This is a genomic window from Paenibacillus silagei (genome assembly GCF_017874735.1).
Taxonomy (GTDB): Bacteria; Bacillota; Bacilli; order Paenibacillales; family Paenibacillaceae; genus Paenibacillus_AQ; species Paenibacillus_AQ silagei.
In genome coordinates this window covers 70,403-86,723 of record NZ_JAGGLV010000004.1, presented here as the reverse complement: position 1 = coordinate 86,723, position 16,321 = coordinate 70,403, and the positions used below count along the sequence as shown (strand labels likewise).

At 51.5% G+C, this 16,321-nt stretch carries 13 protein-coding genes; 10 read left to right on the top strand and 3 right to left on the bottom strand.

The window, feature by feature from the left end:
* Positions 1-14: 14 nt before the first annotated feature.
* The 5 genes from J2Z70_RS07770 (at position 15) to J2Z70_RS07750 (ending at position 5,858) form a co-directional block, all read left to right on the top strand.
* Entirely contained in the window at positions 15-1,418 is a 1,404-nt protein-coding gene (locus J2Z70_RS07770; RefSeq protein WP_209871213.1) for an ABC transporter substrate-binding protein, read from the top strand.
* Between the two features lie 75 nt (positions 1,419-1,493).
* Positions 1,494-2,378 (top strand): carbohydrate ABC transporter permease, encoded by an 885-nt coding sequence (locus tag J2Z70_RS07765; RefSeq protein ID WP_036731879.1) that lies wholly within the window; start codon positions 1,494-1,496, stop codon positions 2,376-2,378.
* Positions 2,378-3,208 (top strand): carbohydrate ABC transporter permease, encoded by an 831-nt coding sequence (locus J2Z70_RS07760; protein ID WP_209871210.1) that lies wholly within the window; start codon positions 2,378-2,380, stop codon positions 3,206-3,208. Before J2Z70_RS07765 ends, J2Z70_RS07760 begins: the two co-directional genes overlap by 1 nt.
* A gap of 27 nt (positions 3,209-3,235) precedes the next feature.
* The gene (locus J2Z70_RS07755) at positions 3,236-5,089 is read left to right on the top strand and encodes a cache domain-containing sensor histidine kinase (RefSeq protein ID WP_209871208.1); all 1,854 of its coding nucleotides are present in this window, start codon (positions 3,236-3,238) and stop codon (positions 5,087-5,089) included.
* Positions 5,067-5,858: a response regulator transcription factor gene (locus J2Z70_RS07750; RefSeq protein ID WP_209871205.1), complete on the top strand. Its 792-nt coding sequence runs from the start codon at positions 5,067-5,069 to the stop codon at positions 5,856-5,858. The genes J2Z70_RS07755 and J2Z70_RS07750 overlap by 23 nt, the downstream gene beginning before the upstream one ends.
* 101 nt (positions 5,859-5,959) lie before the next feature.
* Here the strand turns inward: J2Z70_RS07750 and J2Z70_RS07745 are convergent, their stop codons facing one another.
* The 3 genes from J2Z70_RS07745 to J2Z70_RS07735 all read right to left on the bottom strand — a co-directional run bounded on the left by J2Z70_RS07745 (position 5,960) and on the right by J2Z70_RS07735 (position 9,255).
* Positions 5,960-6,553, bottom strand: coding sequence for a nitroreductase family protein (locus J2Z70_RS07745; protein WP_209871202.1), 594 nt, complete (start codon positions 6,551-6,553; stop codon positions 5,960-5,962).
* Positions 6,554-6,563: 10 nt separating this feature from the next.
* The gene (locus tag J2Z70_RS07740) at positions 6,564-7,511 is read right to left on the bottom strand and encodes an ABC transporter substrate-binding protein (RefSeq protein WP_209871199.1); all 948 of its coding nucleotides are present in this window, start codon (positions 7,509-7,511) and stop codon (positions 6,564-6,566) included.
* A gap of 160 nt (positions 7,512-7,671) precedes the next feature.
* Positions 7,672-9,255 carry a helix-turn-helix domain-containing protein gene (locus J2Z70_RS07735; RefSeq protein WP_209871195.1) on the bottom strand — a complete coding sequence of 528 codons (1,584 nt, stop codon included), beginning with the start codon at positions 9,253-9,255 and terminating at the stop codon, positions 7,672-7,674.
* 307 nt (positions 9,256-9,562) lie between these two features.
* On the opposite strand from J2Z70_RS07735, the gene J2Z70_RS07730 reads away from it, so the two are divergent.
* The 5 genes from J2Z70_RS07730 to J2Z70_RS07710 all read left to right on the top strand — a co-directional run bounded on the left by J2Z70_RS07730 (position 9,563) and on the right by J2Z70_RS07710 (position 16,305).
* On the top strand, positions 9,563-11,839 hold the full coding sequence (locus J2Z70_RS07730) for a copper amine oxidase N-terminal domain-containing protein (protein WP_342593000.1): 2,277 nt from the start codon (positions 9,563-9,565) through the stop codon (positions 11,837-11,839).
* Positions 11,840-12,013: 174 nt separating this feature from the next.
* Positions 12,014-12,475 carry a Fur family transcriptional regulator gene (locus J2Z70_RS07725; protein ID WP_036731890.1) on the top strand — a complete coding sequence of 154 codons (462 nt, stop codon included), beginning with the start codon at positions 12,014-12,016 and terminating at the stop codon, positions 12,473-12,475.
* A 2-nt stretch (positions 12,476-12,477) separates the two neighbouring features.
* On the top strand, positions 12,478-12,741 hold the full coding sequence (gene yidD / locus J2Z70_RS07720; protein WP_036698448.1) for a membrane protein insertion efficiency factor YidD: 264 nt from the start codon (positions 12,478-12,480) through the stop codon (positions 12,739-12,741).
* Between the two features lie 358 nt (positions 12,742-13,099).
* Complete coding sequence (metG, locus tag J2Z70_RS07715; protein ID WP_209871191.1) at positions 13,100-15,127, top strand: methionine--tRNA ligase; 2,028 nt, start codon at positions 13,100-13,102, stop codon at positions 15,125-15,127.
* A 200-nt stretch (positions 15,128-15,327) separates the two neighbouring features.
* Positions 15,328-16,305: a metal ABC transporter solute-binding protein, Zn/Mn family gene (locus J2Z70_RS07710; protein WP_209871188.1), complete on the top strand. Its 978-nt coding sequence runs from the start codon at positions 15,328-15,330 to the stop codon at positions 16,303-16,305.
* Positions 16,306-16,321: the final 16 nt, after the last annotated feature.

Sequence of the window (16,321 nt, the reverse complement as noted above, 5' to 3'; positions counted from 1 at the left end):
GAGGGTCACCCGTAATGAGAAAAAGTCTAACACTGCTGTTGTCCCTGATGTTCGTTAGCTCGGCGCTGCTGGCTGGCTGTGGAGGCAACAAGAATAATGCGTCTCCGACGACAGAGCCTGCTGCAACGAATGAGGCTGCTGCTACCAATGCTACCGCAACGGAAGAACCGGCTAATGCTGAGCCTTTTGAAATGACGATCCGTCATACCCAGGTTGGAGCGGACAAACAGAAACGACTGGCTATTCTGGAGGATGTGGTGGGCAAGGTGCAGGCGGATGTGCCTGGACTGACCTTCAAGCTTGATGGAGTAGATTCGGATGTGAACCGTAAGGAGAAGCTGCGCGGTGAAATGGCGGCCGGTAACCCTCCGGAGATCTTCGACCTGTTCGGCAGCCCGGACTCCAAGATCTATGCCAAAGAAGGCAAGCTGCTGGACCTGACCCCGATCCTTGATGAATTAGGCATCAAAGACAAATTCTCTAATCTGGACCCGTTCACCTATGAAGGTAAGATTTACGGTCTGCCGATCGGTGGCTCCGGAGAGGGGTTCTTCTATAATAAAGAATACTATACCAGCAAGGGCTGGAAGGCTCCGACAACCTTCGCCGAACTGGAGAAGCAACTGGCTGATATTAAAGCAGATGGTAAAGTGCCGATGGCCGGTGCCTCCAAAGCAGGCTGGGTACCGCTGATGCTGGCCAACCATCTCTGGTCCCGTTATGCCGGACCGGATGTGACCGCGAAGTTCGCTACCGGTGAAGCGAAGTGGAATGATCCGAATGTTATCAAGGGCTTGGCGAAATATAAGGAATGGGTGGATAAAGGCTACTTCAAGAAGGGAGAGCTGGGCTTCGAATATGCTGAATATACGACCCAGTTCACCAGCGGTGAAGCCATCCTGATGTATGACGGGACCTGGAAGTCTTCCGTGTTCAAAGCCGGCCAATCCGGCGAAGGTCTAATCGGCAAGGTCGGCTTCTTCAATATTCCGGCTGTTGAAGGCGGAGTGGGGGATCAGACGGCGCTGATGCGCGATGTGAACAATGGTTATGGCTTCTCCGCTTCGGCGGGTGAAGATGAGCGGCAGCTTGCAGCAGTGAAATCCTTCATTAAGAATATGTTCAATGAAGAGATGCAGCTGCGCGGTCTGGTAGAGGACGGAGTCCTGCCAGCCATGAAGATCGATCAGGCTGTGCTGAACAAGAACATTACGGATGATCTGATGAGTGAGATTGTCGCGGTATTGAATAGCTCCCAGTCGTCCTTCCCGGCCTTTGATTCGCTGGTGCAGGCGGATGTCACCACTGAAATCAGTAATATCCAGATTCAGAGCCTGATCGGCGGGCAGACGACTCCTGAGAAGATGGGCGAAGCGCTTCAGAAGATACAGGAAGAGGCTAATGCAGCGGTGGAATAAGAAACGGTGAACTGTATGTGCCCTGGTGCTTGCTCCAGGGTGCATTTTTCAAAAGAAAGCAATATGGAGGTAGCTATGAATAAGGCACTGAGAAATCCTCTGGTGTTCATTCTGTTCGTTATTCCGGCACTGGTGCTGTTCGTAATGTTCTTCATCTATCCCATCTTCAGCTCAATCTACTATAGCTTCACCAGCTGGAACGGTGTATCCGAGACGGTCAAATATGCCGGAGTGGACAACTTCAAGAAAGCGCTGGGAGATGAACGCTTCTGGATTTCTGTGAAAAATAACGGGTGGTTCATTCTCTTCTCCGTAGGCATACAGGTGCCGCTGATTGTGTTCTTCTCCTTACTGATTGCGAATGTGAAGAAGCTGAAGGGACTGTACAAGACGGCGGTATTCATGCCATCCATTATGTCTACCGCGGTTATCGGGATTCTCTGGGGCTTCATCTATGAGCCGAATATTGGCTTGTTCAACAAAGTGCTTGGCCTTGTCGGCATTGAGCCGGTCTACTGGCTGTCGGATGAGCGCTTCGCCATGCTGTCAATTCTGATTACGAACGCTTGGCAGTGGACCGGATTCTACATTGTAATGGTACTGGCGGCGATTCTCTCCATTCCCGGTGAGCTGGATGAAGCAGCGGCCATCGATGGCGCTACAGGGTTCCAGCGGGCTACACGCATCACTCTGCCGCTGATCGTACCGATCATCTCGGTGGTGATTATGCTCTCCATTGCCGGAGCGATGAAGGCTGCCGATATCGTCATTGTTATGACCAAGGGCGGTCCTGCGGGTTCAACCGAGGTGATGGCCACCTATATGATTAAGTATGCGATTACCAACTTCAAATACGGGTACGGCAATACGATCGCTGTTCTGATCTTCTTGTTCACACTCGTGGTAACCGCCCTCTACCAGCTGGTGTTTGCCCGCCGTACGGAAAGGATTGAATACTGATGCCGCGCCCGCTGAAAAAAAGTCTGCCGCACATCGCCCTGCTGGGGTATCTGGTGATTGTGCTGTTTCCGTTCCTCTTTGTCCTTTTCTCTTCGGTGAAGAAGGATAATAATGCGATTGCCCTCAACCCCTTCGGCATTCCGAAGAGCTTCGAATGGTCCAACTATGTGGAAGCGTGGGTAAATGCCAAGATCAGCACTTATTTTTTCAATAGCTTATATATTTCGGTTCTGGCCTCTGTAGTGTCTATTCTGCTGGCGTCTATGTTCGCCTTCGCGGTCACGCGGATGCGTCAGGGGAAGTGGAACGGCATCCTCTTCTCGCTGGTTCTGATCGGGATGCTGATTCCGAATAATGCGCTGATGCTGCCCATCTATACGATTGTCCGCAAGCTGCATATTCTCAATACCCACTGGGCGCTGATTATTCCTTACATTGCTAATGCGATCCCGTTCACGATCATTATTCTGGCGGCCTTCATGCGTTCGCTGCCCAGTGAAATTGAAGAAGCGGCGGTCATGGATGGCTTGAAGGCCCCGGGTATATTTGCTAGAATTATTGTACCTTTGACAGTTCCGGCGATGGTTACGGTATTCATTGTTAATTTCCTGGGAAATTGGAATGAGTTCCTGCTGGCCAACTATTTTCTCTCCAATGACGAGCTGCGTACGCTCCCGGTGGGGATGGTCCAGTTCCGCGATCAGTATCAGATGAATTACGCACAGATGTCGGCGGGGATTGTCTACAGTGTGGTTCCGGTTATAGTGATTTATGCGGTTCTGCAAGAGAAGATTATTGAAGGCGTCACCGCAGGCAGTGTAAAAGGATAATATCAATCATGTCAGGAGCAACAGCCGATGAATCTGCGCTACAAATTGTTTACGGCATTCTTAGGCCTGATTATCATTCCGCTGTTTATTCTTGGCATGATTATGTTCTTCGTGACTTATAATTCGATTGAGAAGAAATACAGCCAGCAGTCCGAATATTCGCTCAAAGCGATCAGCTACAGCATTTCTAATGTGTTCAAGGATATGGACAATGTGACTGACAACGGAATTGCCACTTCGGTCTTTCATATGGCGCTCAGTGCGGATGATCCCTCCAAGCAGGATTTAACCGATGCCGAGCAGCTCAGCCTGAATGCCAGCCAGCGCAATTTCCGCAGTCTGCTCTATAATCATCCATCAATCAGCTATGCTTTCCTGTATAATTTCAACGGTAAAGGCAGCTCAGAGATCGTCTCGGTCTTCAACAAGGAGAACTTCCGCACCCTGCCCTATGATAAGTTCAAAGGCAGCGAGCTGTACCAGGAGGTCATGAAGCTGAACGGGGTTCCGAAATGGCTGGCCCCGCATGAGTACCCTGAGCTGACCGGGACGGAGGCTGTATTTACGCAAATCCGGCTGATTAAGGAGCTTAGCTTCTTTCAGAATATCGGCATTCTGGTGGTGCAGATCAAGAACTGGGAGTTCGAGTCGATTTTTCGCAATCTTAAGATTGGCGGGACCGACCAGAAGGTGTCTTTCATGCTGGTTAACGATGCCGGGATGATTCTGCTGGACCCGGACAGGCAGCTGGACGGGCAGGATTTCTGCGGCTTCACCACGAAGGAGATTACGTTTAAGCCCGGCTTTCAGAGCTTCAAGACACAGTTCGGCGGCGAGAAAAGCATTCTGTCGGTCTACCATCTCAAGGAGTATCCCTGGAGTCTGGTCTCCATCACTTCTTGGGATACTTTGTCTCATGAGGTGACGGTGTTTGCCCGCTGGTTCGTCGTAGTGATGTTCCTGTGCCTCCTGGGTGCTGTCATCTTCAATCTGTTCTTCATGAACCGGATTACAGGCGGGATTGCTGTGATCGTGCGCTTCATGCGCCGGGTGGAGGACGGTGACCTTACTACCCGTGTCGAGGAGAAGGGCAACGACGAGATGACGCTGCTGGCCAGAGGCTTCAATGATCTGATGGACAAAATCAATACATTGTTCAGCCGGGTTCATGTGGAGCAGCAGCGCAAGAATCAGGCGGAAATGCGTGTGCTGCAGGCCCAGATCAAGCCGCATTTTTTGTTCAATACCCTGGAATCAATCAATGTGCTGGCTGTGCAGAATGAAGGCCGCAAGGTCAGTGAGATGGTCTACCGGCTGGCGAGTATTCTGCGGATCAGCATTCAGGACAGGGATGAGATTACGCTGGAGGAAGAGGTTAAGCATCTGCGCAATTATCTGGATATCCAGAAGTTCCGGTTCGAGGATCTGTTCGATTATGAGCTTGAAATTCCGCCAGAGCTGATGGGCTGCGGGATTCTGAAGCTTACGCTCCAGCCGCTGGTGGAGAACAGTATTCAGCATGGTTTTGAGGGGATCGGGTATAAGGGTCTCGTGAGTGTCAAGGTGTGGGAGACCCAAGGCAATCTGGTGCTGCGGATACAGGATAACGGAATCGGGATGACCCCGTCTCAGCTATCGATGTTTCAATACATGGTGAATGACGCGGCAGAGCAGCAGCCGGAAGGCAAGCCTGGGCAGGGCATTCATCTGGAGCGGCGAGGGCTAGGGGTACGAAGTGTTGCGGACCGGATACGGATCGAATACGGCGACAGATATGGGATTTTCATATGTGCAAGTCCTGGGGAAGGAACGATCATCCAGTGCGTCATTCCGAAATACGGGCAGGGGGAAGGCCATTATGCTAAAAGTATTATTGGTTGACGATGAAGCGCCTATTCTGAGCAATCTCAACACTGTGCTGCCCTGGCAGGACATGGGGATGGAGGTTGCGGGGATGGCCCGCAGCGGGATGGAGGCGCTGCGCATAGCCGAGGACTGTCCACCCGATCTGGTGCTCTGTGATATCCGTATGCCGGTCATGGATGGGCTGACATTCATCGGCAAGCTGCGGGAGATGGGGCTTACGAGTGAGGTGCTGCTGCTCAGCGGCTACCAGGAATTCGATTATGCGCGTGAAGCCATCCGGCTGGGTGTGAAGGAGTATATCTGCAAGCCGATTCATTACGGGGAGCTTGGCGACAAGGTGCGGGAGATCGGTTCGCGGATTCGCAGCAGGCAGTATAAGGATAAGTTGTACAACAGCATCCCGTTGTTTCAGGAAGTGCCTGTGGCTGATGAGCCTGCCAAAAAAACAGCGGAGCAGCTGATGAACCAGGCCGCACAGTTCATTACGGAACGCCTTCATGCGGATCTCGGCATTGATGAGGTGGCGAATACGATTGGCATCAGCAGCAGTTATTTCTGCCTCCTGTTCAAGAACCGCTTCGGGGTGACCTTCGTGGAATATGTCACCCAGCAGCGGATTGAAGCTGCCAAATTCATGCTCGCCAGCAGTGATAAGAGCATCACGGCCATCAGCTCGGGCGTCGGTTATCAGGAGCGCCGTTATTTCACCAAGGTGTTCTTGAAGCAGACGGGAATGACCCCCAAAGAATACCGCAGCAGGTTCAGGACGGCTGAAGCACAGTAAGTCTGCTTTTTCAGTAATTAGGGCTGTCCCGCAAAGCCGTGAAATGGCCTTGCGGGACAGCCCTCTGTTTTTTTTAAGCAGGAACCGGCCACGATCTCTTGTCAACAATTATCCGAATGATTGCCTTCTATAACTGTCAGCAAGTCTACAGCAGCAGTACGCGGTTTTGGAGCAGGCTTGTCTTCGGGATCGAAATATCCCATATGCAAGGTGCCAACGATTTTCTCGTTAGGAGTTACACCAGCTGCTGACCGAAATGAGGAATCTTCATTAAAAGCAGTGGTCTTCCATACCACGCCGATTCCTTGTTCCCAGGCCAGCAGCTGAATGTTCTGAATCAGAGCGGCAGTTGCTGCCAGGGCCTCCTCCCAGGCTTTTGGAGGAAGGGCGCTATGCATGATCACGATGAGGTGGACCGGAATCCGCCTGCAATACGTATCATGTATCTGTGCACCGAATTGTTGAACGAATGCTTCCGGGCGTGTCTTCAGAATAGCGTCGGCAAATATTGTCCGGCCCTCCCCTGTGAACAGGATGAATCGCCAAGGCTCTTTTTTGGAATGAAAAGGTGCCCATACCGCATTGTCCAGCAAGTTGAGCAGTGTGCTCCGGGCAATGGGCATTCCATTAAATTCCTGTATGGTTCTTCTGTCGCGTATCGTTCGTATGAGCAGGCTGTCTGGAGCGGGAGTCATGGCTCGTCCCTCACGATTCCGGCAGGTAGGCATTCGAGATTTCATCGATAACCTTGCTTAGTCCGATTGGGCCATAGCCGGCAAACCACAGATTTGCATCACCGATATACACATGTTTGTTCTTGACAGCTGTAAGGTTGGCCCAGATTGAAGTACTCATAATATTATCCAGAGCCGTCTGATTACTGTCACCTGGGCGAAGAATGATGAACATACGGTCAGGATTCAGCTCGGGAAGTACTTCTTCGGAGATGGCTACATTCCATGAGTCCTTGAAATCTATACCTTCTGTGGAAGCGGGGGTTAGTCCCAGAGGGCCGAAGAGCGTAAAATTATCTCCCGGTTGAATCAGCTGCAATTGCTTGTCCTGTATTCGCATATAGGCGACAGTCTCAGTGGCAGCAGTGGCAGCCAATTCGTTCCTTACCGCAGCTATCTTTGATTCATAATCGGCGTGGACCTGATCAGCCACAGTTTCTTTTCCGAAGATTTCTGCCGTTTGCCGGAATCGGGTCCAATCATCTTCATTTTCATTGTCGAAAAGTATCGTTGGCGCAATCCTTGATAGCTGCTCATAGTTCGCTTCGTTCAGTGTCTTAGAAGCAAGAATGAGATCCGGCTCCGCTTCGAGCAGTGCTTCCAAGTTAGGTGCTTCTCCTGAGCCAATAACGATAGTATCCTTCATTTGGTCTGACAGGTATTGGGGGAATCCCAAATCGTTGTATGTAACCATTGCATGAGGTTCAATTCCAAGTGCCAGCAGATGGTCAGCAAAAACATAAAGCATGCCCGCAACCTTTTTCGGATGTGCCGGAATTTCTATATCTCCCTTAATGGTTGAGATGATACGGGTATCCGTATTTTCAGTCGTCTTGGCAGGTACTGGAGAGGTGGAACCGGCAACCGCCGAACCTCCATTATTCCCGCTGTTGCTGCATCCAACGACTAGCCCCAGCATTATTACTCCAAGCAGGCCGATGACTCCACGGCTAAATTTGTGTTTGAATTTTCGAGTACAAGGAAACACAAGCCACACACCTTTCGCAATTGATTTTGATAATCATTATCACAATTTAATTATAAGGAGTGGCATAGGTGGGTGCCATGGACAAAAATGCTCATCGCCTGGACATATGGCTCAGGAGCAAATCGCTTGAACGGCGCAGAAATAAATCGTGGGCCATCGAGGTGTAACAGGAATAGAGACTTGAATCAGCGGCCTCGTAGACGTTTCCTTTTCGTACGGCATTTAACTCCCTCCATACTTCTTGTGAAGCTAGCGAACGATGGATCAAATCACGCTGTGCGGAGTTACCCGATGTAAACAGAATCAGATGGTCAATGCTGCATTCCGAAAGCTGATCTGGAGTAAGAAGAATGGAATGCTCTACATTCAGTAATTGCCGGGGTCTCTCAAGCTGCAGATCTTTATACAGCACGGTACCCAAGTTACGGTTGCCGAACAGGCGGAAGCACCCGTTCTCATATTGCGCCACAGCAACTTTTTCGTCCTCCAGCTTTTCTCTGACACTGAGCCGAAGACTCTCAGCCAGCTCTTCGTACGCCTCAAGCCACTGCCGGGCGATCTCCAGACGGTTCACCGCTCTCGCAATTATCCGGAGATGCTCACGCCAATCCCCTTCAAATGGTACGGTACACGTTGGGGCAATATGGGGGAACAAGCCTGCTTTGTCTGGTTCCGCATAATCTGAATGTTCGAAGCTGATAATCAGCTCCGGCCGGGCATTTGCCAGTCTACCGAGGTCGGGCTGATCATGCCCCAAGCTGATAACGTTATTCAAGCTATAGGCAGATCCGCGTGAATTATTAATCAATGCCGCATAAGGCGTTAAACCTAATGCCAGCAAATGAGAGGTATAGGGATGGGCCATGGAGGCAATTCGAGTGGACATACGGTGTTTTTTAACATATACAGATGGTGAAATGCCAATGGCTGATTTGAATTTACGGCTGAAATAGAACTCATCCTGATAGCCTACATGGTGCGCTGTGTCACGGAGCGTCATTTCAGAGCGGAGCAACAAATCACCCGCATGACGAATGCGGACAGAATTCAGATATTCCATCGGGCTCCGGCCCACCTGTTTTTTGAACAGCCGGGAATAATGGGCGACGCTCATTCCTGTCATTTCGGCAAGCTTTTCTCTGGTCATGGGCTGCCCGAAATGACTGTCTATATAGGCTTTGGACTGGTCAATTATTGCAGTTGAGGGAGTGCGATGCTTATTCTCCGGACTGTCTGGTCTCCATAAATGAAGCAGCAATTCCTGGAAACGGATAGATGACTCCATTCTGTCCCAGCTGCTGCCCTGCCAGCAAGAGCAGATCAGGTCAGTCTTAGTTAACGCTTCAGACCAATGGGCAGGCGGGAAAATATCGGCCTCCAGCTCTCCGCGCTGAAGCGTATGCTGTCCGTCCATAGTATATACATCAAAGGTAAAACAGCAGTATTCCAGAGAGTTCTTCTCCTTCCCTAACAAGCGCCACGGTGTATCAGGGAGCAGCAGCAGTACATCGCAAGAACCAAATTCAGAGCAATAGCCTTTAGCTTCGACTTCGCCGCTGCCTTTAATTCCTATGAGGAGGGTATGCCTGTCTGACTTATGTATTTCAGATTCAGATCCAGCCGGATTAACACAGCGGGCGTCGATAAGTTTGTATAACCCTTCAGATGGATTCATTTCAGCTTAAATACTCCTTTCACATGAAGTCTGCTACTATTATACTCTTCTGGTGACAGGTGGGGGCACCCATTAATAATGGAGCTAATTGGATTTATATAGATCTTTCTTTACACAGAATGAAACTTTTCTCCGTTGCTTGCGTCTAATACTATGTTTTGTAAAATGAACGTGGCAAAATATGCTGCCGTCCTGAAGAGGGCGGTTGCGTTTTTGCGGGGATTATAAGGTGGACAGAAAGCATTGAATATACTGCCTTATACACTACAATGGGAGCAGAAGGAGTCGTACAATGAATTTTAGGAAAATGTTCTTGGTAACAGTATTAGCTGTATCACAATTAGCAGCAGCCGTTCCGGCTTTTGCAGCTCCAGTCAGCACACAAACCGTAACAGGCCATGTTGCCGCAGCGGTGGATACTTCTGAAACACAGCTTCAGCCTGAGTCAACAGACCCGTTGCCTCCGTTAATGACTGAACCGCCTGCAGGTACAGTGGTACCCACACCAACACCTGTTCCTACAGCATCACCGGTTCAAGGCATTCCAGCAATAACAGAGACTCCAGCTCCGGCTGCTACTGAGGTTCCAGGCGCAACAGCTGCTCCTGTGGACGGTACTGTGCCGACTGATGCCGTTATGCCTACGGCTACTCCGTTAACGGATACGCCTGTAACCCCAAGCATGACTACTACTTCTGCTGCAGGGGCAGGCCAGCTTATTCTGATGATGAACAGCAACAAGATGTTCAGAAACGGAACGCCTTACACCGCCAATCAGCCGATGGCAGTCAAGAACGGCGTCTCCTACGTATCGATCCGCGCAATGGTGGAAATGGTCGGCGTTGCCTTTACCTATGACGCCAAAACCAAAGAGGTCATTGTGACCAAGGGTACCAGCATTATGCGGTTCAAGACCGACAGCAAAATCTATACCGTCAATGGTACCAAGTTCACTATGAAGGGACCGGCTTACCAGTTCAAAGGCACCTTCATGATTCCGTTAACGTCCATTACCTATGCACTTAATATTCCTTATACCGTGGACAATGTGCAGAAGCGGGTTATTCTTACGCTGAATACGAAGCCGACTGCCTCCTTCACAGTTCAGCCCAAAGAAATCTATGCTGGTGAGACTACTGTGAATTATGTAACCTACAGCTCTTCCCCGAACGGTACGCCGATTGTTGAAGAACGTTGGAGCGACAACAAGCAGGATATCTATGATCAGCCGGGCTTCTATACGGTTATGTATTCGGTACGGGATGCCAACAACATGTGGAGTGACCCTTATCCGGTAACCATTCAGGTACTGCAGCCTAATCAGCCGCCAGTAGCCCAATTCACAACAGATAAAGAAGAATACAAAATGGGTGAGCCGGTAGTCCTGACCGATACCAGCTATGATCCTGAGAATGAAGAGCTGACCGCAACCTGGAACAATCGTTCCCTGGCGTACTTCACCCCGGGACCGCTGTCCATTCAGCTGACGGTTACGGACAAGCACGGTCTTAGCAGTACTTTTGAGAAGATGATTACAATCACCAATGAACAACTCTATACACAGGATGAAGTAACGAAGCTGTTCACCATTCCGGGGGATATCATCAGTTTGGACGGCGGGATGATTCCGGCGCTCCCTAACCTACCGTATACGTTGTCGTCCGAAGGCTACACCCTGATCCGCAGTAACAGCCCGGAGACCGTTCAGACGGAAGGTGTACTGTACCGGGAGAGTTCAGTGGGCAATACGCGCTTCCTGGTGCATCATATGAACAATATGGCTACCAGACAGAAGCTCTATGTGATTGCAACGAATAACAACCTGTATCCGACAACTATTAACATCCAATATCTAGGGATTGCCGGACCGGTGACCTCACCGGAATATACTGGAAAAGTATCGATGGAGAAATACTTCAATTCCATGGTTACCGGCTTGGCCCAATCGCAAATTACCCTGCAGCCGGGGCAAAGTCTTCCGATTATGACAGACCTGAACAAAATCGCCATGAAGCCCAAAGACGTAATGTCGCTGAGCGCAGACCTGTTCAGTGATCTGCCGATTCAGTATAATGTAGTTATGGTGGAGCAGAGCAAAGATCCTGTCGCCGAGCTGCCTTATCTGCCGGTTCTTGACATTGACGGCGTGCATACCCGGGGAACCTTCCCCGATTCTACCCGCGTCATGAACGTGACCGATCTGGTGGGTACCACGCAAAGCAAGCTGCTTCTGGGCGACAATAAAATGGACAAAAACCTGGACGGCATGGATCCAATGAATGGAACATATGTTTCTAACGCCGGTAACTTCGGGGTACTGTACAAAATCGTATTGGATCGTGTTGCAGCAAACACGCTGATCACCTTCAATCCGCGCGGGGGTCCTTATCTGGGGCCGTTGATCGTAAACGGTACAATGGTGAACCTGCCCAATAAGGGCGTATTAGGCTTATCCTCAGACACGAATGCTGTCATCTACCGCACCGGAGAATATGAAGGGCGTGTGGAGATTGTGTTCTCCGTGGCTTCCGGCAGCAACCTGCCCGTTAACTTTGTATTCACCCCGCTTCCGGCGAAAAAATAATTTCTTCTACAATACAAACGGCAGCGCTCCTGAGGGGGCGGCTGCCGTTTTGTATTCTTCCGCAAGTATCTGGATGCGGGGAGGCAACAGGCACCTTTATTGACGGGGCAGTGCTTTTGGGGCATTATAAAGAGAGTGCAACACAAATGATCTAATGTTATGGGAGATGAGCGAATGCTGTCGACAGATCAAATCCTGGAAGCCATGTCGGGGCAGGGGCTGCGAATCACCGATCAGCGCAAGACGCTTGCCAAATTATTCGGCGAGAATACGGGATATTTGTCTGCGAAGGATGTATATGAGCATATGGGCCGCAAGTATAGCGGGCTGAGCTTCGATACAGTCTACCGTAACCTGCGCGTTATGGAGGAGCTGGGGGTACTGGAGCAGATTGTATTTGAAGAAGGCGTCAAATTCAAGGCAAGCTGCAGTCAGGATCACCATCATCACCATATGATTTGTCTGCAGTGTATGAAGACGTACCCGATTCAATTCTGCCCGATGAATCTAACCGACCCGCCGGATCAGTTCCGGGTGGTCAAGCATAAATTCGAGGTCTTCGGCTACTGCAAGGATTGTGAGCAGGGAAGAGAAGAAGAGCCGGCCGGGGCCGCACGTAGCAAAGAGGGACGCTGAATATGGCTAACCTACGAAGAACGGTACAGGCCCCTATCCGGGTCTACCGCAAGTTCATTTCGCCGCTAAAGCCCGCCACCTGCCGGTTCTACCCGACCTGTTCGGCCTATGCGCTGGAGGCTATTGAGGTCCATGGGCCGCTTAAGGGCTCATGGCTCGCTGCCAGGCGGATCGCCCGCTGTCATCCCTTCCATCCGGGAGGTCTTGACCCGGTGCCGCCGCGCAAAGAGCAGCCATCCGGGGACAAGCCGCTGCATACGACTTGACACAGGCCGCCGGGATGGGTATATTTTGAATAATAAGTGATATTCCGAGGAACGGATAAGTAGATGTGGACACCATTACAGAGAGCCGGGGCTGCTGGGAGCCGGTATGGGACGCCAGATTGAATATGGTCCGGGAGGAACTGTGTTCGAGCAGAAGGCCTGAAGCCGGGGCCTGCGTAAGCGCACGGCGTGTTCCAGCGTTAATGGACAGTTCCGTTAAGGAACTGACGAAGCCTGCGCTCTGTGAGGAGCCGGGGAATGTTGGGTGGTATCGCGTGAGTTTACTCTCGCCCCATAGAGGGGCGGGAGTTTTTTGTGTGAAATGGACGATTAGGGATAACGAAGGGATGATGAAGTAATGAGTGAGAACAAAACCTTTTATCTGACAACACCGATCTATTATCCGAGCGACAAGCTGCATATCGGGCATGCGTATTCTACGGTAGCCGGTGATGCGATGGCCCGCTACAAGCGGCTGCGCGGCTATGAGGTGCGCTATCTGACCGGAACGGACGAGCATGGGCAGAAGATTGAAGAGAAGGCCGGGAAGGCCGGGAAGACCCCTCAGGAGTTCGTGGACGGGATTGTAGTCGGCATTAAGGATCTGTGGAAGAAGCTGGACATCTCGAATGATGATTTCATCCGTACCACGGAGGAGCGCCACAAGAAGGTGGTTGCGGATATTTTTGACCGCCTGCTGAAGCAGGGGGATATCTACAAAGGGGAGTACGAAGGCTGGTACTGTATTTCGGATGAGACCTTCTACACCGAGACCCAGCTGGTGGATATTGAACGAGATGCTGACGGCAAGATTACCGGAGGAAAAAGTCCGGACAGCGGTCATCCGGTGGAGCTGGTCAAGGAGGAGAGCTACTTCTTCCGCATGAGCAAGTATGCTGACCGCCTGCTGAAGTTCTACGAAGAGAACCCGGAGTTTATCCTGCCGGAATCCCGTAAGAACGAGATGATTAACAACTTCATCAAGCCGGGTCTGGAGGATCTGGCTGTATCCCGTACGACTTTTGACTGGGGCGTTAAGGTAAAAGGCGACGAGAAGCATGTAGTCTATGTATGGATCGATGCCCTTACTAACTACATTACGGCCCTTGGCTACGGCTCCGAGGACCGTAGTCTGTATGACAAGTACTGGCCTGCAGATGTACACATCGTCGGGAAGGAAATTGTCCGCTTCCATACGATCTACTGGCCGATTATTCTGATGGCGCTCGGCGAACCGCTGCCGAAGAAGGTATTCGCACATGGCTGGCTGTTGATGAAGGACGGCAAGATGTCCAAATCCAAGGGCAATGTGGTTGATCCGGTGACGCTGATTGACCGCTACGGTCTGGATGCCCTGCGCTATTATCTGCTGCGGGAGGTTCCCTTCGGCTCGGACGGAACCTTCACGCCGGAGAGCTTCGTGGACCGGATTAACTACGATCTGGCCAATGATCTCGGTAACCTGCTGAACCGGACGGGGGCGATGGTGGAGAAATATTTCGGCGGCGAGCTTCCGGCTTATGCCGGTCAGGTTACCGCATTTGACGGTGACCTTGAGGCAATGGTGCAGAGCACTTACGCCAAGGTGGAAGAAGCGATGGAGAAGATGGAATTCTCCGTAGCTCTGACTGCGATCGGCGCGTTGATCAGCCGGACGAATAAATACATTGACGAGACCCAGCCATGGGTACTCGCGAAGGAAGAGAGCCGCAGCGGGGAGCTGGCTTCGGTGATGAGACATCTGGTCGAGGGACTGCGCACCGCATCCATTCTGCTCCAGCCGTTCCTGACCGGCGCTCCGGCGAAGATCTGGGAGCAGCTGGGCATTCAGCCGGGCGAGCTGACCACTTGGGAGAGCGGCAGGTCCTTCGGCCTGATTCCAGCAGGTACTAAGCTGGTGAAGGGCGACCCGATCTTCCCGCGCCTGGATGTGGCGCAGGAAGTAGCGTACATCGCCGAAGCGATGGGAGCCGGGAAGCCGGCCGCTGCAGAGGCGGCGCCGGCAGCGGCTGCTGTGACTCCGGAGGCGGCGGCTGCCGATCCGGAGGAAGAGGAGCATAAGGAAGAAATCGGCATCGACGATTTCGCCAAAGCAGAGCTGCGCGTAGCCCAGGTCATCGCCTGCGAGCCGGTGAAGAAAGCGGATAAGCTGCTGAAGCTGCAGCTGGATCTTGGTTATGAGCAGCGCCAAGTGGTATCCGGCATTGCAAAGTTCTACACACCGGAGGAATTGGTGGGCCGCAAGGTGATCTGCATTGTGAACCTGAAGCCGGTGAAGCTGCGCGGTGAGCTGTCGCAGGGCATGATCCTGGCCGCTTCCAAGGGCGAGCAGCTGACCATTGCAACTGTGCCGGACAGCATGCCGAATGGAGCGATTGTGAAATAAGGATGCCAAGAGCATCCGCATAATGACCGTACAGCAATCTCCGCAGGCCACAGGCAGCGGGGATTGCTTCTTTTTGCTCCAAGATAACCGGGTAGAAGGCAGCTTGCAGACTACGAAATGTAGATCGGAGTTGACTTATCGTAACGATTACTATTATAATTCTGATAGTAAATTTTACGATTTAAGGGGTCGATAGAGAAATGGTTACAAAAAGTTTGCAAAAAGGGCTGCTGCTCGCCGCTGTCCTGTTGCTTACGCTGTCGCTGGCCGCATGCGGACCGAAGAGCAACGGAAGCATTGTGGAAGGAAAAGTGAACGTTATAACTACTTTTTATCCTATATATGAATTCACTGCCGAAATCGGCGGCGAAGATGCCAATGTTATCAACCTGCTTCCTGTAGGGGTAGAGCCGCATGACTGGACCCCGCGCAGCCAGGATATCATCAGTACCTCTAAGGCGCAGCTGTTCCTCTATAACGGAGCCGGGCTGGAGGGCTGGGTACCTAATTTCCTCAAGAGCCTTGACCGTGACAGTAAAACTAAGGCTGTAGAGGTTAGCCAAGGGGTGAAGCTGATTACAACGGATGAAGACGATGGGCATGATCACGGCCATGAAGGTGAAGAGGCTGAAGCAGACGGGCATGGCGACAGCCTGCACACGGACCCGCATACCTGGGTAAGCCCGAAATCGGCGCTTGTAATGGCCAAGAATATCAAGGATAGTCTTCAATCCGTTGATCCTGCGCATACTGAAGGCTATGAGGAGCGCTACCAGAAGCTGGCGGACCGCCTGAGCGCGCTGGATCTGAAGTTCACCGAAGAGCTGGGCAAGCTGCCGGGCAAGGAGATTGTCGTATCTCATCAGGCCTTCTCGTATCTGGCACGTGACTACGGCCTGTCGCAGCATGCGATTATGGGGCTGTCACCTGACGCTGAGCCGCGCGGGCAGGATCTGGTGAAGCTGGCGGCGCTGGTTAAGGCAGAGGGCATCCGTTATATTTTCTTCGAGGAGCTTGTATCTGATAAGCTGGCTAAGACACTGGCAAGTGAGACCGGTGTATCCACGATGGTGCTGAATCCGGTAGAAGGGCTGACCGAGGCCCAGCAGAAGAACGGGGACAATTATTTCACCTTAATGGAGAAAAATTTGCAAAATCTCATTCTAGCCTTACAATAATAAGGAAAGTATAAGT

Excerpts from the sequence above, each read along its gene's own strand:
- J2Z70_RS07770 (WP_209871213.1), top strand. The coding sequence starts at position 15 with ATGAGAAAAAGTCTAACACTGCTGTTGTCCCTGATGTTCGTTAGCTCG.
- J2Z70_RS07765 (WP_036731879.1), top strand. The coding sequence starts at position 1,494 with ATGAATAAGGCACTGAGAAATCCTCTGGTGTTCATTCTGTTCGTTATT.
- J2Z70_RS07760 (WP_209871210.1), top strand. The coding sequence starts at position 2,378 with ATGCCGCGCCCGCTGAAAAAAAGTCTGCCGCACATCGCCCTGCTGGGG.
- J2Z70_RS07755 (WP_209871208.1), top strand. The coding sequence starts at position 3,236 with ATGAATCTGCGCTACAAATTGTTTACGGCATTCTTAGGCCTGATTATC.
- J2Z70_RS07750 (WP_209871205.1), top strand. The coding sequence starts at position 5,067 with ATGCTAAAAGTATTATTGGTTGACGATGAAGCGCCTATTCTGAGCAAT.
- J2Z70_RS07745 (WP_209871202.1), bottom strand. The coding sequence starts at position 6,553 with ATGACTCCCGCTCCAGACAGCCTGCTCATACGAACGATACGCGACAGA.
- J2Z70_RS07740 (WP_209871199.1), bottom strand. The coding sequence starts at position 7,511 with ATGCTGGGGCTAGTCGTTGGATGCAGCAACAGCGGGAATAATGGAGGT.
- J2Z70_RS07735 (WP_209871195.1), bottom strand. The coding sequence starts at position 9,255 with ATGAATCCATCTGAAGGGTTATACAAACTTATCGACGCCCGCTGTGTT.
- J2Z70_RS07730 (WP_342593000.1), top strand. The coding sequence starts at position 9,563 with ATGTTCTTGGTAACAGTATTAGCTGTATCACAATTAGCAGCAGCCGTT.
- J2Z70_RS07725 (WP_036731890.1), top strand. The coding sequence starts at position 12,014 with ATGCTGTCGACAGATCAAATCCTGGAAGCCATGTCGGGGCAGGGGCTG.
- yidD (WP_036698448.1), top strand. The coding sequence starts at position 12,478 with ATGGCTAACCTACGAAGAACGGTACAGGCCCCTATCCGGGTCTACCGC.
- metG (WP_209871191.1), top strand. The coding sequence starts at position 13,100 with ATGAGTGAGAACAAAACCTTTTATCTGACAACACCGATCTATTATCCG.
- J2Z70_RS07710 (WP_209871188.1), top strand. The coding sequence starts at position 15,328 with ATGGTTACAAAAAGTTTGCAAAAAGGGCTGCTGCTCGCCGCTGTCCTG.